The organism is Bosea vestrisii (assembly GCF_030144325.1).
GTDB classification, from domain to species: Bacteria; Pseudomonadota; Alphaproteobacteria; order Rhizobiales; family Beijerinckiaceae; genus Allobosea; species Allobosea vestrisii_A.
Genome location: NZ_CP126307.1, coordinates 2,474,952 through 2,497,490, shown reverse-complemented (window position 1 = coordinate 2,497,490; position 22,539 = coordinate 2,474,952). Strand labels below are relative to the sequence as shown.

The following is a 22,539-nucleotide window of genomic DNA, read 5'->3' as shown; positions in this document are numbered from 1 at the left end:
AAGGGCAGCGGCGACAGCCGCGCCGCAACGGAGGGGAATTCGATGAACAGGTCAGCATTTACGCGCCGGATGATCGTCGCCAGCCTCGCATCGGCAGCGGCAATGCCGATGACGCAATCGGCCTTCGCCCAGGCCGGCGCGAGCGCCCCGGTCACGATCGGCTTCATCACCACACTGTCGACGCCGGCCGGCTATATTGGCGAGGATATCCGCGCCGGCTTCCAGCTTGCCTTGACCGACGGCAAGCTCGGCGGCGTCCCTGTCAATCTCGCGATCGAGGACGACGCGCTGAAGCCGGCGAACGCCAAGCAGGCCGCCGACCGGCTGATCCAGTCCGGCGTCAAGCTCTTCACCGGCGTGAACTTCTCGAATGTGCTCGCTGCCGTGGTTCCGGGCGTGCTGGAATCCGGCGGCTACTATGTCAGCCTCAATCCGGGCCCCTCTTCCTTCGCCGGCGAACGCTGCCACCGAAACTATTTCGTCGCCTCCTACCAGAACGACGCTTTCCACGAGGCGGCCGGGCTCGCCGCCAACCGGCTCGGCTACAAGCGGGTCGCACTGCTGGCGCCGAACTATCAGGCCGGCCGCGATGCGCTTGAGGGCTTCAAGCGCACCTTCAAGGGCGAGATCACCGGCGAAATCTACACCAAGCTCGACCAGACCGACTTCTCGGTCGAGCTTGCACGCGTCCGCTCGCTCGCGCCGGAGGCGATCTACCAGTTCCACCCGGGCGGCGCCGGCATCAACTTCGCCAAGCAATATGCCAATGCCGGCCTGGCGAAGAGCATTCCCATGCTGATCCCGGCCTTCTCGATGGATGCGCACATGGTCGGCGCGACCGGCGATGCCGCAGACGGCATCTACGCCTCCGCGCTGTGGACGCCGGAGGCCACCACGCCTGCCTCCAAGGCCTTCGTGGAAGCCTTCCGCAAGGCCTATTCGCGGACGCCGACCATGTATGCCCAGCAGGCCTACGATACGGCCAACCTGATCGGCAGCGCCCTCAAGGCGGTGAATGGCGATATCGCCAAGCAGGACGAATTCCGCAAGGCGCTGCGGGCGGCGCAGTTCACGGCCGTGCGCGGGAAGTTCTCCTTCGGGCCCAATCAGCACCCGGTCCAGGACTACTACCTGACGAAGTTCGAGAAGCTACCGTCCGGCGAGATCGTGCAGACGATGGTCCGCAAGATCGCCGAGGACTACGGCGACGCTTATGCAGCGCAGTGCAAGCTCAACTGAGCGCTGCGAAACAACCGACAGTTTTTGACGCCTGATTCACCGCGCAACAAGGGCGTGTGGAGATGATCCTCTTTGTCGAGCAGGCTCTCAATGGCCTGCAATACGGATCGATGCTGTTTCTTCTGGCATCGGGGTTGACGCTGATCTTCGGCATCATGGGAGTGATCAACCTCACCCATGGCGCCTTCTACATGGTCGGCGCCTATAGCGCGGCTTTCGCCGTCCTCTCCACCGGCTCCTTCCTGGTCGGCATCGCGGCCGCCCTGATCGGCGCCGGGCTCTATGCGGTGCTTGTCGAGGTCGCGGTGGTGCAATGGCTCTATCGCCGCGATCACCTCTACCAGGTGCTGGCGACGCTCGGCCTGATCCTGTTCACCAACGAAGCGGTGAGCCTGATCTTCGGGCGCCGTCCGCCGCTGATGGACATTCCGCCCTTCCTGCAGGGCTCGGTTCCGCTGCTTCCTGGCCTCGACTACCCGCTCATGCGCATCGCCTTCATCGTGACCGGGGCGCTGGTCGCGATCGGCCTGTGGGCGCTGGTCAATCACACCCGCGTCGGCATGTTGATCCGGGCCGGTGCAGACGACCGCGAAATGGTCGATGCGCTCGGCGTCAACATCCGCCGGCTCTACACGCTGGTCTTCGGCCTCGGCGGCGCGCTGTGTGGCCTCGCCGGTGTCATGGCGGCGCCGCTGCTGGCCATCGAGATCGGCATGGGCGAGCGGGTGCTGATCACCACCTTCGTGGTCATCGTCGTCGGCGGCGTCGGCTCGGTTCGCGGCGCGCTCGTCGGAGCCCTGCTCGTCGGCATGGTCGACAGCCTGGGGCGGGCCTACATTCCGCAGCTCCTGCAATTATCGCTGCCGGCCTCGACCGCCGACACGCTCGGCGCCGGGCTGGTGTCGGCCAGCATCTACGTGCTGATGGCGATCGTCCTCCTCGTGCGGCCGAACGGCTTGCTGCCGGCCAGGGGATGAGCGCGATGATGACCTCCCGTCTCCGCCTCGCCGTCATCACCGGCGGACTCCTACTCCTGCTGACGGCCCCTTTTCTCGCGCAGCTGACCGGCTCGGCAGGGCTGCTCGGCCTCGCCAACCGTATCGCCATCTACGCCATCGCCGCCGTCAGCCTCGATCTCATCCTCGGCTATGGCGCGCTGGTCAGCTTCGGCCACGCCATGTTCTTCGGGCTCGGCGGCTACGCCGTCGGCATCATTGCCTTCCACACCGGCGCGGGCGAGCCGCTCCTTGGTTGGCAGGGCTCGAATGCGGCGCTGATCGTCTGGCCGCTGGCGCTGGTGGCCTGCGCGCTTCTGGCCGCGATCGTCGGGACGCTCTCGCTGAAGACCAGCGGCGTCCAGTTCATCATGATCACGCTGGCCTTCGCGCAGATGGTCTTCTTCGTGCTCGTCTCGCTGCAGAGCTATGGCGGCGATGACGGCCTGCTCCTCGACCGGCGCAATACGCTGCCTTTCGTCGACCTCTCGCGGCCGACGACCTTCTACTATGTCTGCGTCGCGCTGCTGATCGGCTGGACGGCCTTCTGCGCCCGGGTCGTGAACTCCCGTTTCGGCTTGGTTCTCCAAGCGCTGCGGCAAAGCGAGCGACGCGCGATCAACCTTGGCGTCGATCCGTTCCCGTTCCGGCTCACCGCCTTCGTCATCTCCGCGATCGGGACCGGCCTCGCCGGCGTGCTCTGGGCCAATTACGCCCGCTTCGTCTCGCCCGACATGGCCGCATGGAGCAAGTCGGGCGAGTTCATCGCCATCGTCGTGCTCGGCGGGCTCGGCACGCTGCTCGGCCCGATCGCCGGGGCCGCCGTCTTCATCGCGCTCGAACAGATCCTCTCGATCTGGACCGAGCATTGGATGATCGTGATGGGCCCGATCCTGACGCTGGTCGCTCTGTTCGGCCGCCGCGGCATCGCCGGGCGCCTGTTCGGAGAGCGCAATGGCTGAATTGTCCTCTCAGCAGCAGGCGCCGATCCTGGCGATCGACGGGCTGCGCAAGGCCTTCGGAGCCCTGGTCGCGACCGATGACGTCACACTCGACATTCGCGCAGGCGAGCTCCACGCGCTGATCGGCCCGAACGGCGCCGGAAAATCGACGCTGATCACCCAGATCTGCGGGGAATTGAAGCCGGATGCCGGCCGCATCCTGTTCGACGGGCAGGACGTCACCCGGCTGCGCCCGCATCTGCGCTCGCGGCTCGGGCTTGGGCGGACCTTTCAGATCACCCAGCTCTGCCCGGACTTCAGCGCCATCGAGAACGTGCTGCTGTCGATCGAGACCCGCCGCGGCGGCTCGTTCGACATGATTTCGAACCCGCGCGGCAATGCCGGCGCGATCGCCAGCGCGCGGGAGCGGCTCGCCGAAGTCGGCCTCGGGGATCTCGCCGACAGGCGGGCGGAGACGCTCGCCCATGGCCGGCGCCGGCAGCTCGAGATCGCGGTCGCGCTCGCACGCGAACCGAAGCTGCTGCTGCTCGACGAGCCGATGGCCGGGCTCGGACCGGAGGAATCGGCGGCGATGACCCGCCTGCTCGACGGGCTGAAGCGGCGCTACGCCATCCTTCTGGTCGAGCACGACATGGCCGCCGTGTTCGCGCTGGCGGACCGTGTCAGCGTCCTGGTCTATGGGCGCGTCATCTTTACCTGCACGGTGGCGGAGGTACGCAGCGACGCGCAAGTCCGCGCCGCCTATCTCGGGGAGAGCCGGCATGCTGAGCGTACGCGACCTCGCGGCGGGCTACGGCCAAGCGCGGGTCCTGTTCGGCTTGTCCTTCGAGGCCCGCGCCGGCGAGGTCGTCTCGCTCATCGGGCGCAACGGCATGGGCAAGACCACCACCATCCGCGCCATTATGGGGCTGACGCAGCCCACCGGCGGCGAGATCGTCTTCGACGGCCGGCGGCTGTCCGGCCTGGCGCCGAACGCGATCGCCCGGCTCGGCATCGGCCTCGTGCCGGAGGGGCGGCGAGTGTTCCCCTCGTTGACGGTGGAGGAGAACCTGGTCGCCACTGCGCGCGGCAGCAGCGCCGGGCACTGGACGCTGCCGCGCGTCATCGACCTGTTCCCGCGCCTCGGCGAAAGGCGGCGCCAGTCGGCGAGGACCTTGTCGGGCGGCGAGCAGCAGATGCTGGCTGTCGGCCGGGCCCTCATGACCAATCCGCGCCTGCTCATCCTCGACGAGGCGACCGAGGGGCTCGCGCCGCTGATCCGCGCCGAGATCTGGCGCTGCCTGCAGATGCTCAAGCAGGCCGGGCAGACCATCGTCGTCGTCGACAAGAATCTGGCGGAGATGGCGTCCCTGGTCGATCGCCACCACGTCGTCGAGAAGGGGCGGATCGTCTGGGCCGGCACGCCGGCCGCGCTCCACGACGATCCCGATTTCGCCAGCCGCTATCTCGGTCTGTGAGGACACCGCCATGGCACAAACCGCCAGCGAACCGGTCTATCGCGGCTTCGACCGCGCCACGCTCGACCGTGAATACAATGCCCGCGAAAGCGTCGCCTCCTTCGACGCGGAATATGCCAAATACGTCTCCGTCAGCGCAGAGGTGCAGCGAGAGAACGAACGCATCGCCGACATCGTCTATGACGAGGCCAGCGGCGAGACGCTCGACTTCTATCCTGCCGAACCCGGCGCACCGCTCTTCCTCTGGGTCCATGGCGGCTATTGGCGGGCGAGCTCGAAGGACGACAACGCTTTCGTCGTGCCGGGTCCGAAGGCGCATGGCTTTGCCGTCGCGGTGATGAACTACACGCTGGCGCCGCAGGCTTCGCTCGACGAGATCATCAGACAGACGCGCGCCGCCGTCGCCTTCCTCCATGCCAGGAGCGCGCAATACGGCATTGGTAGCCTTGCCGTCGGCGGCTCCTCGGCCGGCGGTCATCTCGTCGGGATGCTTCTGGCCGGCGGCTGGCAGGCCGGTTTCGGGCTGCCGGACGACGCGATCACGGTCGGCCTTGCTTTGTCGGGACTGCACGACATCGCGCCGCTGCGCGCCACCCATGTCGATGCCTGGCTCGGGCTGGACGATGCCGCGATCACCCGCAACAGCCCGATCCGGCACATCCCCGAGAGCTCGGCCACGACGTTGCTGGCCTCGGTCGGCGGCCTGGAAACCAGCGAGTTCCGGCGACAGACCGCCGATTACGCCGCGGCCTGGATGGCGGCGGGGCACGCCGGCAAGGTGATCGCCATGCCGCGGCACAATCATTTCGACATCGCGCTGGACCTGGCCAGGCCTGATGGCGTGTTGGCGCCCGCCCTCGCAAAGGCGATGGGCAGCTCCGGACCGAAGGACTGAGGCCCGGACATGTTCTTCGACATCGGCGCGCTGCCACCGCAGGACCGCTACAAGATCATGACGGCGACGATCGTGCCGCGGCCGATCGCCTGGATCACCACACTGTCGCGCGATGGCGTGCTCAACGCCGCTCCATTCAGCTTCTTCAACATGATGGGCAACGATCCGCCGACCGTCGCCATCGGCATCATGCCGAGGGCCGGCCTGCTCAAGGATACCGCCGCCAACATCCTCGAAACCGGAGAGTTCGTCGTCAACCTGGTGGCGGAAACCGACGCATCGGCGATGAACACGACCTGCATCGATGCGCCGCCTGAGGTCGACGAGCTGGCGCTGGCCGAGCTGGAGGCTGCGCCGTCACGTTTCGTCGCTCCGCCGCGTATCGAGACAGCGCGGGTCGCGTTCGAATGCCAGGCTCTCACCTCGCTGGTCACCGGACCGCTGCAGACCATCGTTATCGGCCGCGTCCTGTGCGCCCATGTCGAGGACCGCTTCGTGCTGGATGCCGAGCGCTGCCATATCGATACCCCCTCACTCGAGCTGATTGCCCGCATGCATGGCGGAGAGGCCTATCTCCGGACCTCCGACCTGTTTCACCTGAAGCGGCCGATCTGGGCCGAATGGCGAGAGCGGGTACTGCGAGACGAGGCCGGTGCCGAATCCTGAACGTTCGAGCGCTTGGGCAGGTCGATCGCGCAACTAGCGCTCAAGCCTTGTGTTGCGGTGCTGCGTCTCGCGCATATCTACCGGTGATGGTCATAATTCCCTTCGACAATTCCTATGCTCGCCTTCCGGAGCGCTTCTACGCACCGGTCCGTCCGACCGGCGTCGCAGCGCCCCGGCTCGTTCGGTTGAATATTCCCCTGGCATCCGAACTTGGTCTCGACCCCGATTGGCTGAGTGGGCCCGAGGGCATTGCGATGCTGGCAGGCAACAGCGTTGTCGCGGGGGCTTTTCCGATCGCGACAGCTTACGCGGGTCACCAGTTCGGCGGCTTCAGCCCACAGCTTGGCGATGGGCGTGCCATCTTGCTTGGGGAGGTGGTGGACCGCCACGGCCAGCGCCGCGACATCCAACTCAAAGGCGCAGGCCCGACCCCGTTCTCCCGGCGAGGAGACGGCCGGGCCGCATTGGGCTCGGTTCTGCGCGAGTATATCGTCAGCGAGGCGATGGCAGGATTAGGCGTGCCCACGACGCGAGCCTTGGCTGCGGTCCTAACGGGCGAGGGCGTCAGGCGAGAGACAGTTTTGCCAGGCGCGATCCTGACCCGCGTCGCCTCCAGCCATATCAGGATCGGCACTTTCCAGTTCTTCGCAGCGCGCGGCGATGTCGAGGCTTTGCGCCTTCTCGCCGATCACGTCATCGCTCGGCACTATCCGGACCCGGCCGGCAGTGGCAATCCGTACCTTGGCTTGCTTGAGGCCGTCATCGCCGCGCAGGCCGCACTCGTCGCACGTTGGATGTTGATCGGTTTCATCCATGGCGTGATGAACACGGACAACATGTCGATCGCGGGCGAGACCATCGACTATGGGCCGTGCGCCTTCATGGACACCTACGACCCAGGTACCGTGTTCAGCTCCATCGATGAGTACGGACGTTATTCCTATGGCAACCAGCCACCGATCGCGCGCTGGAATCTGACCCGGTTCGCCGAAGCGCTGCTGCCGCTCCTGGCGGACGACCAGGACAAGGCCGTGTCGATCGCGCAGGATGTGCTCAACCATTTCGATGGGCTGTTTCAAAGTAGTTTGGTCGCTGGGTTTCGCCAGAAGCTCGGCCTTGTCACCGACGACCCTGACGACGTCGAGCTCATCAAGGCGTTGCTCGAAACGATGCAGCGCGGGCAGGCCGATTTCACACTGGTGTTCCGGCGGCTGAGTGAGGATGCCCTACAGGCCGCGAATGGCTCCGCTTGCCGCGACCTGTTCGGCAACCCCGCCGAGTTGGACGACTGGGAGAGCCGGTGGCGCGAGCGCTTGCTCAAAGAGCCCGTCCCAGCCGAGACGCGGCAGAATGCGATGTGCCGAATCAATCCGCTGTTCATTCCAAGAAATCACCGCGTGGAAGCGGCGATCCAGGCAGCCGTCGAGCAGGGTGATCTCGGCCCCTTCGAGGAACTGATTGCTGTTCTGGCCAGGCCATACGACAGGCAGCCAGGACGCGAGGACTACGCGCTGCCCCCAGCTTTCCATGAACGAGTGACGGCGACGTTCTGCGGTACGTAGCACTCGGCCAACCGTGGCAATACGAGCGACCGTCAGGGTTCGCGCGCGACCCGGAAACCGTTTGTGTAGAAACGCACATCGGCCTCGTATTTGAAGCGGGCCGCCGAGCGCAGATAACGGGGATCGTTGTTGAAGGAGCCGCCGCGCAGCACGCGCTCGCGGCAACCGGGCACCACTTGGACGCTGCCGTCGCGTGGTGCGGCACGATAATTCTCGCTCCAGCAATCCGCGACCCATTCGGCCGCGTTGCCAGCCATGTCGTAGAGGCCGAAGGCGTTGGGCGGATACTGGCCCGAGGCGACGGCGCTGCGGCGCGGCTGATCGTTGCAGCCCAGGCAGTTCGCGCGGTCCTTCTCCACGGCCTGGCCCCAGGGATAGGTCGTCGCCGTGCCGGCACGCGCGGCATATTCCCATTCGCTCTCGCTCGGCAGCCGATAGCGCTTTCCCGTCTTGGTCGATAGCCAGGCGAGATAGGCATTGGCGTCGTTCCAATGAATATCGGTGACGGGGCGCTTGCCACGCCCCAGCCCGCGATCGTCAGGCCGGTAGTTGCAGCCGCCCTCGTTTACGCAGCGGTCCCATTCCTCGAAATTCACCTCCCGCGTGCCGAGATAGAAGCCGCGCACGGCAACGGGGTGAACGGGCTTCTCGAACTCGTAAAGATCGTTCGAACCCATCTGGAAGGAGCCCGGCGGTATCGCCGTCAGTTCGGGACAGTCGCTGCAATCGCGGATCGAGCCTGTCTTCGGCCCCGGTGCGGCGGGCGTTGCAGCAGGTGGTGGGCGACTGGCCGAGGCTGCAGGCGAAGCCACTCCGGGCTTGCCGCGGTAGAGCTGCTCGCGGGCGCGCGCCAGCGCCGAGAAACGGCCATTCGGATAGGCGTCGAGATAGGCGCGGTATTCGCTGGCGTTCTCGCTGTTGCGGATCGATTCCCAGAAGGCGAGTTCAAAGGCGTCCGGCGAGGTCTCGGAACCAGGTGGTGACAGGATGACGGCGCGGTTCGCCTGCGCGACTGCGACAGGCTGGCCAACAGGCGTCACGACGAGCCCCTTCGGTGGCGCGGATGAGAGCCAGATTTGCTGGCTGCGCCGGCTCGCCTTCGCCACCGCGTCGCGTACGCGCTCGACTGCCGCCGCCATGTCGAGACCGGGCGTGCGGATCGCCTTCAGCCATTCCTCGACCGCTGGGTTGCCACGGGGGCCGGAGTCGGCGACGGTTTTTCCCGGCGAGGCGGTGAACATCACAGCGACGGTCTCGAGCCGCTCGGTCGCACGCAGGCCCTTGCCTCGCGCCTGCCAGGGATTGTCGCGGCTGGCGTCGATCAGCACGAGCGCACTGGACGGCTTGGCAATGATCAGGGGGTCGATGATCTCGTCGAGATCGACTGCATCCTGTACCGGATTGGGCGAGATCGGCACGAGGAAATCGCGGTCGCGCTGCTGCACGGCGTGGCCGGAATAGAACACCACGGCCGCAGCGCCGGGGCGCAGCTTGCCGGCAAACTGGGCGATGGCCTGCCGCATGTCCGCCCGGGACCCATTTTCTACCGCGATCACCTCGAAGCCGCCTTCGCGCAAGGCGGCGGCAACGGCACGGCCCTGCGCCGGCACTTGGGCGATGGCCGCGTCGGGGTAGGTACCGTTGGCGATCACCAGCGCAATGCGGGTGGGCAGCGCAGTCTCCTGCGGCAGGGCAGGGATTGCCGCGAGCGCGACGAGCGGGACGGCGAGGAGGAAGGAGCGCAACCAGCCCATGTAGCGACCATTCGTCATCGGTAGCACCTCGGGGCGCGGGCTGCCGCAGTCTCAGCGCACATAGATCGTGATCTTCGGCGACATCACGGGCGGATCATGCGGCGTATGGGTGTGGTCCCCCAGCAATAATTGCAGCGTATGAGGCCCTTTCGGCAAGGTGACGACAACCTCCGTTTGACCGTTGCCAAGATGGATATTGTTGTAATCGGACGGGATCGGCTGGCCGGGCGGGCCGGGATCGGTATCGATCAGCAGATGGTGATGGCCGGTCGCCGTGTGCTCGACACCAGCCGGCGCGACACCCATGTTGCGCAGCCCGATCCGGACGGTGAAGCGCTCCGGCACGCGCAAGCCGTCGAGGGGATAGTGAAAATAGACGAGCGCGCCGGGTGGCGGCTTCTGCCGCTTCACGGCCTGCGCCAGCCCATCGGCTGACCGGAAGGGGCCGGCCATTACGCAAGAGGCGGCCAGGAGGCCAACCAAGCTACGGCGCGAAGGTCTCATCGGCGCCTCGCCGGTCTGCGGCCGCCCGCCATCACCGTGACGGTGATGCGCTCCGTCATGACTGGGGGATCGTGCGGCACATGGTTCGCGTCCGCGAGAAGGAGCTGCAGCGTATGCTTGCCGGGCGGCAAGGTGATGCGCCGCTCCGTCTGGCCGCCGCCAAGATGAATGTGGTTGAGGTCGGACGGTATCGGCTCGCCGAGCGCAGGTGTCGGCACGTCGACCAGCAAATGATGGTGCCCGGTGTTCGGTTTGGCGACACCGGCCGGAGCGACGCCCATGTTGCGCAGTCCGAAGCGGATCGTGGAACTCGGGAAGATCGTCGCGCCATCCTTCGGATAGATGAAGTAGACGGCGGCGTCGTTCGGTGCAGCCGTACGCGGGCGGCCCGCTCCAGCCGCCGGGGCTGCGGATGCCACGGAGCCAGCCTGCGCGGTGTCGACGACGCGCACGCGGATCCGCTCGGACATCACCGGAGGATCATGTGGGACATGCTCATGATCGCCCAGGAGAAGCTGTAGCGTATGCTCGCCGGGCGGGAGCGAGAGCTCGACCTCGGTCTGGCCGCGCCCGAAATGCAGATGGTTGAAATCGCTGGGGATCTCGCGGTCGAGCGCCGGCACCTCCGCATCGACCAGCAGATGGTGATGGCCGCCATTGGCGCTCACCGTGCCGGCGGGCGTGATGACGATGCCCTCGATGCCGAAGCGGATCTTCGCGCGGGTGGGAATCGTGGCGCCGTCCTTGAGGTCGACGAAGAAGACCCGGCCGCCACGGGCCGCAGCGGAGCGCGGCTTGTCTGCCGGATCGGCCGCGACCTCGACGGTTATCCGCTCGGACACGACCGGCGGGTCGTGCGGCACATGGTTATGGTCGGCGAAGAGAAGCTGGAGCGTGTGCCGGCCTGGCGTCAGCGCAATCTCGGCCTCGGTCTGTCCGCCGCCGAAGTGGATGTGGTTGAAATCGCTCGGGATGGGTTGGTCGAGCGCCGGTAGCCCGGTGTCGATCAGCAAATGATGGTGCCCGGCATTGCGCTTGGCCTGCCCGGCGGGCGCGATCTCCATGCCGCTGATCGCAAAGCGGACCGTCAACTTGCCGGGAACTCGGTCATTGTCGGCGAGGCCGATGAAGCTGAGCTTGGCGGTTGCCGGGGCCGGGCTGCGCTGCATTGCGCGCGCCTGGGCCACAGCCTCGCCAACCGGAAGAGCAATGGCCATGGCGCACGCCAAAGCCGCCGGTACCAGGGCGGGTATAAGGCGAAGCGCCCTCGATGGCATTGACGTCCCCCCATCCATGAGACGAATGCAGGCAGGCTACCAGCGCGGCTGCATGTCTACAAGCGGAACACTTGGTGCTGACGTAGCTGGAGTGGCTTTGTTCTGGCGTCCGGCGAAGTCATGCGGTAGCTTGTGACGGTAGGAAGGGGGCCATGATCCTCATCGCCAGACTCTGCGGGCTGATCATGCTCATGCTGACGGGGCTGGCCATGGCCGCGCCGGCTTCAGAGCGCCGCGTTGCGCTCGTCATCGGCAATTCCAGCTATCGTAATGCGCCCGTCCTGCCGAATACGGTCAACGACGCCCGCGACATGGCTGCGGCGCTGCGCAAAGTCGGCTTCGAGGTGATCGACGGCCTCGATCTGGACAAGCGCGGCATGGATGCGGCGCTGACCCGCTTCGCCCGGCTGGCGCAGGATGCCGATTCCGTGATGTTCTATTTCGCCGGCCACGGCTTCCAGTTCAACGGCGAGAATTATCTCGTGCCGGTTGAGGCCAAGATCGAGGACGAGGCCGGCGTCCAGTACGAGACGACGCGGCTGAACGACGTCGTCACGGCGCTGAACTTCGCCAAGGGCGTCAAGATCATGGTGCTGGACGCCTGTCGTAACAATCCTTTCGTCAATCAGCTCGCCAAGAGACAGGCGACACGCGGCTTCTCGGTCGGCTCGGGCCTTGCCCCCGTGGCGCGGGCACAAGGCATGGTCATCGCCTATGCGACGCAGGCCAACGATGTCGCCGCCGACGGCACCGGCCGCAACAGCCCGTTCACGGCGGCGCTGGTGCACGAGATCGACCAGCCGGGACTCGAGGTGGCGGCCCTGTTCCGCCGCGTCCAGAAGAGCGTCTATGATGCAACCGCAGGACGGCAAACGCCGGAGCTCTCGCTGTCGTTGCTCGGCGATTTCTACCTTAATCTCGCGGAGACCGATGCCAGCGTCTGGCAGCGCATCCGCTCTGCTGACGAGCCCGACGTTCTCCGGGATTTCATGCAGCGCTATCCCACCAGCTCTTTGTCCATCGACGCACGCACGCGCCTCGATCTGATCGAGCGCCGCTCGGGTGCGGCCACTGAACGCGACAGGTTGGTGCGCGAGTTCGCAGAGCGCGAGCGGGCGCTGCTTGAGCGGCTCGAACAGGCCGAGCAGGGGCGCAAGCAGGCCGCGACCGACCTTGCCCGGCAGGAACCCGGCGAGCCGGTGCGGCCGCCGGCCGCGACCAACGACACCACACAGGTGAAACCGGTCCCGAGCCCGCCCAAGCAAGCGGCCAGGGATCCGGCCGAGCGCTCCCGTCTCGCGGACGAACTGGCCCGCCGCGAGAAGGAGCTGGCCGCGCTCGAAGTCGAGAAGCGGCGCCTGGCCGAAGAACGTCGCAATGTCGAGCAGGCGATGGCGGCGCGACTTGGCACGCTGACGCCCTCGCCGCCCGATCGCTCGACACAGCCCCAGGCCGCGCCGGCGAGTGCACCGCGTCCGGTCGAGCGTCGCGTCGATACTCCGGCTGCGACGATGCAGACCAAGACGCAGTGCAGCGAACTTCTGCTCCGGGCTCAGCTCGGAGAACTGACGCCGGCAGCGCGCGAACAGCTTCAGCAATGCCGTTGAGCGGTGCTGAGAGGTCGGCGGACGCCTGACACGGGGAGGAATGAAGCATGTCGATCCTCACGCGCTTCGGCCGCATTCTGATTCCGCTGACGCTTCTGGCGAGTGCCGCCGCCGCATCGGCCCAATCGGCGCCGCCACCCACGCCAGTGCCCTTCCAACAAGCTTTGCAGAAGGCGGCCGACGACCTCTTCGGCAAGGCGGCGCTCACTGACCAGCAGGTCGATCTCGTCATCGATCCGCTGATCGACGCGGCTTCCGGCTCGCAATCGACCGCCACCCGCTCGATGCAGCAGACGCTGATCGAGATCGTCCGCAAATCCTATCCGCGTTTCACCGTGCGTTCCTTCGACAGCGGTTGGCTGGCGCGCAAGCCGGTCGTGCTGGTCGGGACTTTCACGGCGGTGAACAACAACGGAGCGACGGACGGCGCGCGTGACGCCTACCGGATCTGCCTGACGCTTGCGGACCTGAAGTCGAACAGCGTCGTCTCGAAGGGCGTGGCACGTGCCCGGATCGAGGGCGTCGACACAACGCCGACCCTATACTATCGCGACGCGCCGCTCTGGACGAAGGACCAGGCCACCGACGTCTATATCAAGACCTGTCAGGGCACGAAGCTCGGCGAGACCATCGACCCGGCCTATGTCGAACGGCTGACTGCCAACGCCTTTGTCAATGACGGCATCCTTGCCTATGAAGCCCAGCGCTTCCGCGAGGCGCTGGCCTATTATCGGGCAGCGCGTACGTTGCCGGGCGGCGAGCAGCACCGGGTCAGGATCGGGACCTATCTCGCCGCCAGCAAGCTCGCGAGGCGTGACGACATGGTCGATGCCTTCGGGGATCTCATCGATTACGGCCTGGGCGCCAACCAGCTCATGGTGAAGCTGCTGTTCAAACCCGGGACCACGCAGTTCATCGATGATCCTGGGATCACCGAACCCTATCCGATGTGGCTCAGCCAGATTGCGACGCGCGCGCGCCAAAAGGGAGCTTGCCTGGAGGTCGTCGGGCACACCTCGCGCACCGGGCCACCTCAGGTGAATGAGCGTCTCTCTGCGCTTCGCGCCCAGTTCGTCATGGATCTGCTGTTGACCGGCATGCCGGAAGACCGCACCCGCATGATCGCGAGCGGGCGCGGCTTCAAGGAAAACCTTATCGGAACCGGCAAGGACGACGGCAGCGACGCGCTCGACCGGCGGGTAGAATTCAAGGTGATCGGCTGCTGACAGATACGAAGCAGTTTGGGCAAGCCCGGTGCTTTTCGCTCACCCGCTATCTTAATGGCACTCGGTTTCGAGCCACCGGCTCTCGCCTGGCTAGGCATTCGCGATTTGATGGATTGCGAGCGGCTCTATTCAGCCGGAAGTCATGCCTGAAGGGTTGATAGAGATCTAGCGCTGACAGATAAAGTTGAAATCAGGTGCCTTGGAGAGCTCATCCGCTGCCTTCAACCACGGTATATTATGTGCCCCTCTCCAGCCTTGCCGGAGAAGGTAAAGCCTCCTGTAGGCGCCGCGGCAATGATACGGAACGCTGAGGCCGGCACCATCATCGACCTGCAGAAGTGGGCGCTCAGCGCTCATGAAGCTGAACTCCAAGTTCGCCGGTCATTTGCCGAGCCGGCCAAACCCGCGCTCAAGCCGCCGTCAGGAAGCCTGTTACTGCGCTGAGGAACTCTGCCGGCTGCTCTACATTAAGCATATGCACACCTGGCAGCAGTATTAGCTTGGCACCAGGAATAGTCGCCGCGATCTCTTCGCTGTGGCTGGCCAAGGTGACTTTGTCATCCTTGCCGCCGATCACCAGGGTCGGTGCCTTGATCAGTGCGATCGTCCGGCGCAGGTCGCTATCACGCAGCGCCGCATAACATCCCGCGAGGCCTCGCGGTGGCGTCGCCAAGACCATGGCGCGGAACGTATCGACAATCTCGTTCGGGCCCGCCAGCATCGAGGCCGGAAACCAGTTGCGCATGAACTGGTCCGCCGTGTCCGACATGTCCTCGACCGCAAGCACGGTTCGGATCTGCTCGTCGAAATTGGACGGCGGCCCAAGATACGGCGTGGTGTTGGAGAGAATGAGCCGCGCGATGCGGTCCGGTGTATGGACACCCAACCACTGCCCAACCCATCCACCCAGCGACAGGCCACAGAAATGCGCCCGTGCGATCTCAAGTGAATCGAGCAACTCGATCACATCACGACCCAGTCGGTCGATCGAGTAAGCACCGATCGGTGTATCGGACTTGCCGTGACCACGAGAATCGTAACGCAGTACACGGAATTGCTTCGAAAGCTCCTTAACCTGCCCGTCCCACATGCTGAGGTTTGTGGCGATGGAATTCGAGAGAACGAGCACGGGGAGGTTTTTTGCTCCCTCCAGGCTATAGGCGATCCGGCAGCCGTCTCCAGCCGTGAAATGACGCAAGTCAGTCATTTTATCCTCTTTCTTCTGCGGGTTTGAGTTGGCGACCTTCTGGATCGCGCCGATCCCCGGAGATCGGTTGTCGGCTTGGGCGATTGCAGGGCGCGGAAAAAACAAGGCCGAGCCGCCGAGCGCCATTGCGCCGCGTCGCGTGACGAGAAATGTCATGCTTCGTGTCCTCCGCTGCTGACAAGACGAATGCTCCAGCGCGGTGGCCCGGAGATCGGCTTCCCGTGGACGCTGGGCAGTACAGCTAGACCACGCCAGCGTTGGGTAATATTACTATGGTGCGACAATCTCTGTAGGATTTAGCAACAATGAATGGCCTTAAACACCACGACCTGCGGTGTTTCGATGCTGTGGCGATCAAAGGCAGCTTCCAGGCCGCCGCCCTTGCCCTGAATCGGTCGCACCCATCCGTCTTCGCCGCTGTCGCGCGCCTCGAGCACGTCCTGAAGCTGACCTTGCTCGACCGCAGCGGCTATAGGGTGAGCCTGACCGAGGCGGGAGAGCTGTTCCATGCGCGCACTCGGCTGACGCTCCGCCAGCTCGACCATCTGCACAGCTATGCCGAGCAACTGGCGAGCGGGGAGGAAACGATCCTCCGCGTGGTCCTGGGCGATGTCTGCCCGCGGCCACCTGCTCTGCGCCTACTCAGCCAGTTCTTCTCCAGCCGCAACCGGACACGCCTGCACCTAGATTATGAAACGATCAATGGGCCGATCGAGCGCCTGCTGGATGGCCAGGCGGACCTGATCTTCCACCGCGCTGACCCGTCGGACCCGCGCCTCGAGCGTGTCGATCTTTGCGCAGTGGAATTCTTGCCAGTCGTGGCACCAGGGTTTCTGTCGTTCGCCCCGGGAGCTGCAGTCACACCCGAGCAGATGCGGCCCTACACCCAATGCGTCATCCGGGACACGGCGCGGCGGCCCTCGCCGGACGGCTATTTCCTGGTCGAGGGCTCACAGCGCTGTTCCGTTCCAGACCATCAGATGAAGAAGGAGCTGATCCTGCATGGGCTGGCCTGGGGACATCTGCCGGCATGGCTCATCGCAGATGAGCTCCGGGACGGCAGGCTGCTGTCGATCACTGGCATAGATCTGCCCGGTCGGGCCGAAACCGTAGCGGCCATCCGCCGGCGGGATCGGCCGCATGGCCCTGTTGCGGAATCGCTGTGGCAGCACCTGCAGATGCAGGCTCTGTCGATCACGGGCGACTTCTAGGGGCGGGCAGGGCGTCACGCACGCTCGGCCGTCTCGAAGCCCGACAACGGAAAAGCGGGCAACTCCAGATTGGCGCGGAAAGGTCGGCGCTCGGCATCTAGCGCATCCAGGAAAATTGGGGCAGCTTTCCTCCGAGTTTAAGCACGAAGGGCGGCACGAACTCGGCAAGAGAAACCAGGCAGTCAGTCGAATTCTTTGCGGAACTTCTCGCTAATCGTCGCTGTGGAACGAAAGCGCCCGATCGAGAAGGGCTCCAGAGGCGTCTGTGTCGCTCCGTCCATGATCATCTCGCTCAGGCAGAGCCCGACGCCTGGGCCGATCTGGAAGCCATGGCCGCAGAAGCCGAAGGCATGGAACAGTCCGGCCGTCGTCTCGCTTTGCCCGATCACCGGGATCATGTCGGGCAGATAGGCCTCGATGCCGGACCAGACGCGGATGACATGGCACTGCGCGAGCATTGGCGCGACACGCGCCAATGCCCGCATCGCCGCGAGCGTCTTGGCGGGAGGGACCGGCGCGCGGTTGTTCACCGGATCTGCCGCCGTACGTGGATAGCCGGCCAGGATGATGTTGCCGCGCGGGATCTGGCGGAAGATCACCGAACCGTCGATCGCCTGGACCGACGGGCCGATCAGATAGGGAAACGGCTCCGTCACGAACTGGGGCGGGCCGGCCGGAAAGACCGGCGCCGTTTCGCCGAACCTCTCCGCGATCTCGAGTGCCCAGGCGCCGGCGCAGTTGACGAGCGCGCCACAGCTCAACTTTTCTCCGTCGGCCAGTGTCAGCACAAAACCGTCGCCCGAGCGCTCGACTGCCGTGACAGGCGTGTTCTCGCGGATGACGGCTCCGTGCCTTGCGGCGGCCCGCGCAATGGCCGGGGTGGCGAGACGCGGATTGGCGGTGGCGTCGCGCGCCGAGAAGGTCGCCGCGACCGCGCGCTCGCCGAGCCAGGGCCAGCGCCGCTTGAGCTCGGTAGATCCAAACCGTTCGATGGCGAGTCCGTGGGATTCGGAGACCTTGGCGTAGCCTTCGAGCCTAGCGTGCTCGTCTTCATCATAGGCGAGATAGAGGTGGCCGGTCTGCTCGAACTCGCAACCCTCGCCGATCAGTGCCTCGAAATCCTCCCAGAGCGCCTGAGAGCGCAGGGACAGCGGATACTGGCCCGGAAAGCGGCCCTGGAGACGCAGGTTCCCGAAATTGACGCCGCTCGACTGCGCGCCGACCACGCCCTTCTCGATCAAGGTCACGCGTTGTCCGCGCCGGGCGAGGAAGAAGGCGGTCCAGGCGCCGATCAGCCCGCCACCGACGATCGCGACATCGCTGGTGTGGCCGCTCATGCCGGGTTCCCGGCGGCGGCGAGCGCGATTGGCTTGATCGGAGCCTGGCCGCGCAATCGCCCGACCGCAGCGCCGTCACACCCAGCCTTCGCCGCGACGATCTCCTGCAAGGCAGGACCGCAGACCCGGCCCTGGCAGCGCCCCATCCCGCAGCGCGTCATCGCCTTGACCCGGTTGACCTCGATCGGGCCGAGTTCCTTGGCCATCACCGTGCGGACCTCGCCGATCCTCACGTTCTCGCAGCGGCAGAGCATGACGGAATCCGGCAGGGCAGCGATCTGCGCCGCCGGCCAGGCGAAAGCACGCGCCAGGCCACGCTGGAAAGCGCGCAGGCGCTCGACCTGTCGTGCCAATCGCCTCACAACCGCGATATCCTGCGGCTGGCCGAGATCGGCGAGGATCGCGTGAGCGGCGAGCGCGCCGCTCGCCTCGGCTGCGTCGGCGCCGCCGATCCGCACCCCGTCTCCGGCGAGATAGAGGCCGGGCCGGGCCCGTCCGAGGCCGTCGATCTTCGGCAGATACAGCCTGAAATCCAGATCATAGGCGAACTCGGCCTGCGCCAGGTCAGCGAGCTGCGTCTCCGGCTTCAGGCCGTAGCCGAGCGCGACCGCATCGCAGGCGAAACGCCGTTCGCGGCCCTGCGCATCGCGCAGCAGCAGGGCCTCGACGCGGCCTTCGCCCTCGACGGCGACCGGCGTCACGCCGTGCAGCATATGCGTCCCGGCACGCAGCGACGCGCCCATATACGAGATGCCACGCAGCAGCGTCCGCGGCGAGCGCAGCAGCGCCGGCAGCGTGGCGACCTTGGCGGCAAACGGCGTCGTATCGGCGATCACGGCGATCTCCGCACCCATGTCGCGATACTGCTTCGCCGCCAGCGCCAAGAGAGGCGATGAGCCCAGGAAGGCGACGCGGCTTCCAATCAGGCAGCCCTGATCCTTCAGCGCGACCTGCGCGCCACCGAGGGTGAACACGCCGGGCAAGGTCCAGCCGGAAAGCGGCGCCACCCGGTCCATCGCCCCGCTGGCGATCAGCAGCTTGTCGAAGGCGAGCGTCTCGGCCCGCCCCTCCTGCAGTAGGTGCAGAGTGTGGCCGTCGACGGCCCAGACCAATGTCCGCGGACGATAGTCGATTTTCGGCCTCAGCGCCTCGAAGCGGCGATGCAGCGCCGCGTATTTCCCGGCCTCCGAACCCATCAGCCGGTTCATGTCGAGCGCGAGATCGTCGGCCGGCCGGCGATAGCCTTGGCCGCCCGCCCGTGCTCCCTCGTCGATCAGGACCGGCCTCAGCCCCTTCGCGCACAGCACCTCGGCAGCGCTGATGCCGGCCGGGCCGGCTCCGACGATGACGATGTCAGCCATCTGCACCGACCAATGGCTGCGGCTCGGCGAACAGGATCATGCCGTCGGCGACCTCGGTGGTGCACGCCCTGATCCGGCCGCCTTCGGCACTCCAGACCCAGCAATCCTGGCAAGCGCCCATCAGGCAGAAGCCGGCACGCGGCTCAGCCCCGAACTCCAGCCGCCGGATCAGGGCACCGCTCTCCAGCAGCGCGGCAAGGACGCTATCGCCGGTCGTCGCACGGATCGCCGCGCCCTCGAAGCTGAGCTTCACCTGTCGTCCCGCGCGGGCCGCGACACGGCGGAACTGGGCCCTCGGAGCGTCCATGCGAATCTCAAAGTTATTTCAATGCGATAATAGTTCTCGAATATTGATAAAACAGCGGCCGACGCTGTCAAGCACCTCCTGCTTGCGGCTCAGACCCGCGAGATCGCGTGCGCGGTGGCGATGACCAGGGAGGAAAAGCGCGAGACGACCTCGGCATGGCTGAAGCGCGAGGTCGAGGTCGCGATGTTCACGGCGCCTTCCGGGCGGCCGTGGTGATCGACGACGACGGCGGCGATCGAGGCATCGCCGAGATAGACCTCCTCGAAGGCGGTGGCGTAGCCCTGCGCCGCGGACTGGCGCAGTTTCTCGCGCAGCGCATCGCGCTGCCAGGTCGTCGAGGGCGTGTGCGCCTTGAGATCGGAAGCGTCGATGATCGCCATCGCCTCCTCCTCGGGCAGGCGCGAGAGCATGGCGATGCCGGGCGCGGTGCAATAGGCCGGCATCCGCGTGCCGATGATGACGTCGGTGTTCAGCACATGGCGGCTGAGGAAGCGCGAGACGAAGATGATCTCCGGCCCCTCGCGCACGGTGAGATTGACCGTCTCCTCGGTCTCCTTGCTCAGATGCATGAGATAGGGCATCGCCCGGTCGAGCAGGCGGCTGCTGCGGACGAAGTGGTAGCCGAGATCGAGCGTCTTCGCGGTCAGCTCGAAGCGCTTGGTCTGCACGTCCTTGCGCAGATAGCCGAGCTTGGCGAGCGTGTGGGTGAAGCGCTGCGCGGCGCTGACGTCCATCCCCGTCTCTGAGGCGACCTGCGACAGGTTGAGCGTCTGGTGTTGGCGGCCAAAGGCGGACAGCACCCGGAACGCCTTCTCGACCGAGTTGACCATCAGCGCGTCGTCCTTGCGCCCGGCCGGGTCGGCCGGCGCCGCGGCATTCCTGCGGCCGTTCTGTTTCGCTTCGGGCATCGTCATCGGGGCCTGTTCTCCTGGCTCGATCAATGGCTGCGGCCAACGCCCTTGACAAGGTGAGCCTTTCGCGCAGAATATTCAATAGAACTTATCGTATTGTAACAAAAACTCATCGGAGGGCGGTATGAAGGACTCTGTTCTGGTCGAGGTGCGCGGCGCGGTCGGCATCCTGACCCTCAACCGCCCGCAGATCCTCAATGCCTGGAATGCGCCGATGCGGTCCCGGCTCGTCGAGGGCCTCGACGAGCTCGAGGCGAATGAGGCCGTGCGGGCCATCATCCTGACGGGCGCCGGCGACCGCGCCTTCGGAGCCGGCCAGGACCTCAACGAGACCAAGACCTTCGATCCCGACCGCGCCGAATTGTGGATGGGCGAATGGGAGCGGCTCTACGACCGCATCCGCTCGCTCTCAAAGCCGATCATCGCCGCCTTGAACGGGGTCGCCGCCGGCTCGGCCTTCCAGGTCGCGCTGCTCTGCGACCTGCGCATCGGCCATGACGGCGTCACCATGGGCCAGCCCGAGATCAACTCCGGCATCGCCTCGGTGACCGGCCCCTGGATCATGCGCGAGATGATCGGGATCGCCCGCACCATCGACCTGACCCTGACCGGGCGAATGATGGATTCCGACGAATGCTACCGGATCGGCCTGATCAACCGGATCGTGCCGAAGCAGAAGGTGATGGAGGCGACCCTGGCACTGGCCGGGGAACTCGCCGGAAAGCCGCCCGTCGCCATGCGCCTCAACAAGGCCCGCTTCCGCGAGGTCACGGAGGAGAGCTTCCGCGAGTGCCTCAAGGCCGGCATCCGCAACCAGCGCGAGGCCTACGGCACCGGCGAGCCGGCGCGGATGATGGAGCAGTTCCTGGCCGTTCGCGCCGCGCGCAAGAGCGCCTGACGAGACCATGCGCCTGACGGGAAAACGCGCCTGACGATCTGATCACCCACGGGGAAATGCGGAAAACCGCTTGAAAGGGGAGAAGACGATGACGACCGAAACGACGAAGCCGACCCGACGCACCCTGCTGCAGCTGGCCGCTGGCGCCCTCGCAGCGCCCTATCTCACCGGGGCCGCACGAGCCGCGACCCAGATCACGGTCGCCGATCCCGGCGGGCCGTTCGGGCCCGCCTTCCGCAAGGCCTTCTACGACCCCTTCGAGAAGGCGACCGGCAACAAGGTCGTCAACGTCGCCCGCGAAGCGGAGCCGACCGCCCAGTTCAAGGCGATGGTCGAGACCAAGTCCTATACCTGGGACGTCTGCACGCTGACGCTCTCGGCCCGCGACATCCTGAAGACGCAAGGGCTGCTCGATCCGATCGGCTTTGCGCACGCCGATGTGCCGAAGTTGATGCCGCAGGCGATCTCGCCCGAGTTCATGGGCACGGACGTCTATTCGACGATCTTCGCCTACCGCACCGACCGGGTGAAGAATGCCCCGGCGAGCTGGGCCGATTTCTTCAATGTCGAGAAGTTCCCGGGCCGGCGCGCGCTGCGCAAGAATCCGATCGACACGATCGAGCAGGCGCTGCTCGCCGACGGCGTGCCGCTCGACAAGCTCTACCCGCTCGACATCGACCGCGCCTTCAAGGTTCTCGACAAGATCAAGCCGCATGTCGCGGTCTGGTGGACCGGCGGCGCGCAGTCGACCCAGCTGCTGCAGAGCGGCGAGGTCGACATGCTGCCGGGTTGGAATGCGCGCCTGCAGGCCGCGATCGACGGCGGCACGCCCGCCAAGATCGTCTGGAACCAAGGCCTCTACTCGATCGAGGGCTGGGGGCTGCCGAAGGGCGGACCGAAGGCGGATGTCGCCCGCCAGTTCATCCGCTTCTGCTCGGACCCGAAGGCACAAGCCGCCTTCACCGAGGCTCTCGCCTATGGCCCAACCAATCTCGACGCCTATCAGACGATCTCGCCCGAGCGCGCCAAAGTGCTGCCGACCTCGCCGGAAAACCTGAAGCAGATGGCGATCGCCAACGAGGATTGGTGGAGCGCCAATCGCTCGAAGGTCACCGAGCGCTTCAACTCCTGGCTCCTGACCTGATGCCGATGGCGACGAGCGC

Annotated in this window: 20 protein-coding genes and 1 pseudogene; 13 read left to right on the top strand and 8 right to left on the bottom strand. The window is 65.9% G+C overall.

The features are described 5' to 3' along the window. The first annotated feature begins 42 nt into the window (after positions 1 to 42). The 8 genes and pseudogenes from QO058_RS12415 (at position 43) to QO058_RS12380 (ending at position 7,776) form a co-directional block, all read left to right on the top strand. Entirely contained in the window at positions 43 to 1,239 is a 1,197-nt protein-coding gene (locus tag QO058_RS12415; protein WP_284172336.1) for an ABC transporter substrate-binding protein, read from the top strand. A gap of 62 nt (positions 1,240 to 1,301) precedes the next feature. After that, positions 1,302 to 2,216: a branched-chain amino acid ABC transporter permease gene (locus tag QO058_RS12410; RefSeq protein WP_284172335.1), complete on the top strand. Its 915-nt coding sequence runs from the start codon at positions 1,302 to 1,304 to the stop codon at positions 2,214 to 2,216. A gap of 8 nt (positions 2,217 to 2,224) precedes the next feature. After that, entirely contained in the window at positions 2,225 to 3,196 is a 972-nt protein-coding gene (locus tag QO058_RS12405) for a branched-chain amino acid ABC transporter permease (RefSeq protein ID WP_284172334.1), read from the top strand. Beyond that, positions 3,189 to 3,950 (top strand): annotated as a pseudogene (locus tag QO058_RS12400) (ABC transporter ATP-binding protein); the annotation flags it as partial. The gene QO058_RS12405 and the pseudogene QO058_RS12400, both read left to right, overlap by 8 nt. Before the next feature lie 7 nt (positions 3,951 to 3,957). After that, positions 3,958 to 4,653, top strand: a complete 696-nt coding sequence (locus tag QO058_RS12395) for an ABC transporter ATP-binding protein (protein ID WP_284172333.1) — start codon at positions 3,958 to 3,960, stop codon at positions 4,651 to 4,653. Positions 4,654 to 4,663: 10 nt separating this feature from the next. Further along, entirely contained in the window at positions 4,664 to 5,548 is an 885-nt protein-coding gene (locus QO058_RS12390) for an alpha/beta hydrolase (protein WP_284172332.1), read from the top strand. A 9-nt stretch (positions 5,549 to 5,557) separates the two neighbouring features. Beyond that, on the top strand, positions 5,558 to 6,214 hold the full coding sequence (locus QO058_RS12385) for a flavin reductase family protein (RefSeq protein ID WP_284172331.1): 657 nt from the start codon (positions 5,558 to 5,560) through the stop codon (positions 6,212 to 6,214). A gap of 83 nt (positions 6,215 to 6,297) precedes the next feature. Further along, positions 6,298 to 7,776 carry a protein adenylyltransferase SelO gene (locus QO058_RS12380; protein ID WP_284172330.1) on the top strand — a complete coding sequence of 493 codons (1,479 nt, stop codon included), beginning with the start codon at positions 6,298 to 6,300 and terminating at the stop codon, positions 7,774 to 7,776. A gap of 32 nt (positions 7,777 to 7,808) precedes the next feature. Here QO058_RS12380 and QO058_RS12375 read toward each other — a convergent pair whose 3' ends face one another. The 3 genes from QO058_RS12375 to QO058_RS12365 all read right to left on the bottom strand — a co-directional run bounded on the left by QO058_RS12375 (position 7,809) and on the right by QO058_RS12365 (position 11,251). Next, positions 7,809 to 9,548, bottom strand: a complete 1,740-nt coding sequence (locus QO058_RS12375; protein ID WP_284172329.1) for an SUMF1/EgtB/PvdO family nonheme iron enzyme — start codon at positions 9,546 to 9,548, stop codon at positions 7,809 to 7,811. Between the two features lie 33 nt (positions 9,549 to 9,581). After that, positions 9,582 to 9,941, bottom strand: a complete 360-nt coding sequence (locus QO058_RS12370; RefSeq protein ID WP_284172328.1) for a DUF4399 domain-containing protein — start codon at positions 9,939 to 9,941, stop codon at positions 9,582 to 9,584. A gap of 89 nt (positions 9,942 to 10,030) precedes the next feature. After that, entirely contained in the window at positions 10,031 to 11,251 is a 1,221-nt protein-coding gene (locus QO058_RS12365) for a DUF4399 domain-containing protein (protein ID WP_284172327.1), read from the bottom strand. Between the two features lie 212 nt (positions 11,252 to 11,463). On the opposite strand from QO058_RS12365, the gene QO058_RS12360 reads away from it, so the two are divergent. Together QO058_RS12360 and QO058_RS12355 are read left to right on the top strand one after the other, a co-directional pair. Beyond that, a complete protein-coding gene (locus QO058_RS12360; protein WP_284172326.1) occupies positions 11,464 to 12,918 on the top strand; it encodes a caspase family protein in 1,455 nt (484 codons plus the stop codon). Positions 12,919 to 12,965: 47 nt separating this feature from the next. Continuing rightward, positions 12,966 to 14,144 carry an OmpA family protein gene (locus tag QO058_RS12355; protein ID WP_284172325.1) on the top strand — a complete coding sequence of 393 codons (1,179 nt, stop codon included), beginning with the start codon at positions 12,966 to 12,968 and terminating at the stop codon, positions 14,142 to 14,144. Between the two features lie 409 nt (positions 14,145 to 14,553). Here QO058_RS12355 and QO058_RS12350 read toward each other — a convergent pair whose 3' ends face one another. Further along, on the bottom strand, positions 14,554 to 15,351 hold the full coding sequence (locus QO058_RS12350; protein ID WP_284172877.1) for an alpha/beta fold hydrolase: 798 nt from the start codon (positions 15,349 to 15,351) through the stop codon (positions 14,554 to 14,556). Between the two features lie 305 nt (positions 15,352 to 15,656). On the opposite strand from QO058_RS12350, the gene QO058_RS12345 reads away from it, so the two are divergent. Then, positions 15,657 to 16,562: a LysR family transcriptional regulator gene (locus QO058_RS12345; RefSeq protein ID WP_284172324.1), complete on the top strand. Its 906-nt coding sequence runs from the start codon at positions 15,657 to 15,659 to the stop codon at positions 16,560 to 16,562. A 182-nt stretch (positions 16,563 to 16,744) separates the two neighbouring features. Here the strand turns inward: QO058_RS12345 and QO058_RS12340 are convergent, their stop codons facing one another. The 4 genes from QO058_RS12340 to QO058_RS12325 all read right to left on the bottom strand — a co-directional run bounded on the left by QO058_RS12340 (position 16,745) and on the right by QO058_RS12325 (position 20,481). Beyond that, positions 16,745 to 17,899, bottom strand: a complete 1,155-nt coding sequence (locus QO058_RS12340) for an NAD(P)/FAD-dependent oxidoreductase (protein ID WP_284172323.1) — start codon at positions 17,897 to 17,899, stop codon at positions 16,745 to 16,747. After that, entirely contained in the window at positions 17,896 to 19,260 is a 1,365-nt protein-coding gene (locus QO058_RS12335; RefSeq protein WP_284172322.1) for an FAD/NAD(P)-dependent oxidoreductase, read from the bottom strand. Before QO058_RS12335 ends, QO058_RS12340 begins: the two co-directional genes overlap by 4 nt. Beyond that, on the bottom strand, positions 19,253 to 19,567 hold the full coding sequence (locus QO058_RS12330; protein WP_284172321.1) for a (2Fe-2S)-binding protein: 315 nt from the start codon (positions 19,565 to 19,567) through the stop codon (positions 19,253 to 19,255). The genes QO058_RS12335 and QO058_RS12330 overlap by 8 nt, the downstream gene beginning before the upstream one ends. An 89-nt stretch (positions 19,568 to 19,656) precedes the next feature. After that, positions 19,657 to 20,481 (bottom strand): IclR family transcriptional regulator, encoded by an 825-nt coding sequence (locus tag QO058_RS12325; RefSeq protein WP_284172320.1) that lies wholly within the window; start codon positions 20,479 to 20,481, stop codon positions 19,657 to 19,659. 121 nt (positions 20,482 to 20,602) lie between these two features. On the opposite strand from QO058_RS12325, the gene QO058_RS12320 reads away from it, so the two are divergent. Continuing rightward, positions 20,603 to 21,376, top strand: coding sequence for an enoyl-CoA hydratase/isomerase family protein (locus QO058_RS12320; protein ID WP_284172319.1), 774 nt, complete (start codon positions 20,603 to 20,605; stop codon positions 21,374 to 21,376). A gap of 88 nt (positions 21,377 to 21,464) precedes the next feature. Next, positions 21,465 to 22,520, top strand: a complete 1,056-nt coding sequence (locus tag QO058_RS12315; protein WP_284172317.1) for an ABC transporter substrate-binding protein — start codon at positions 21,465 to 21,467, stop codon at positions 22,518 to 22,520. Positions 22,521 to 22,539 lie beyond the last annotated feature (19 nt).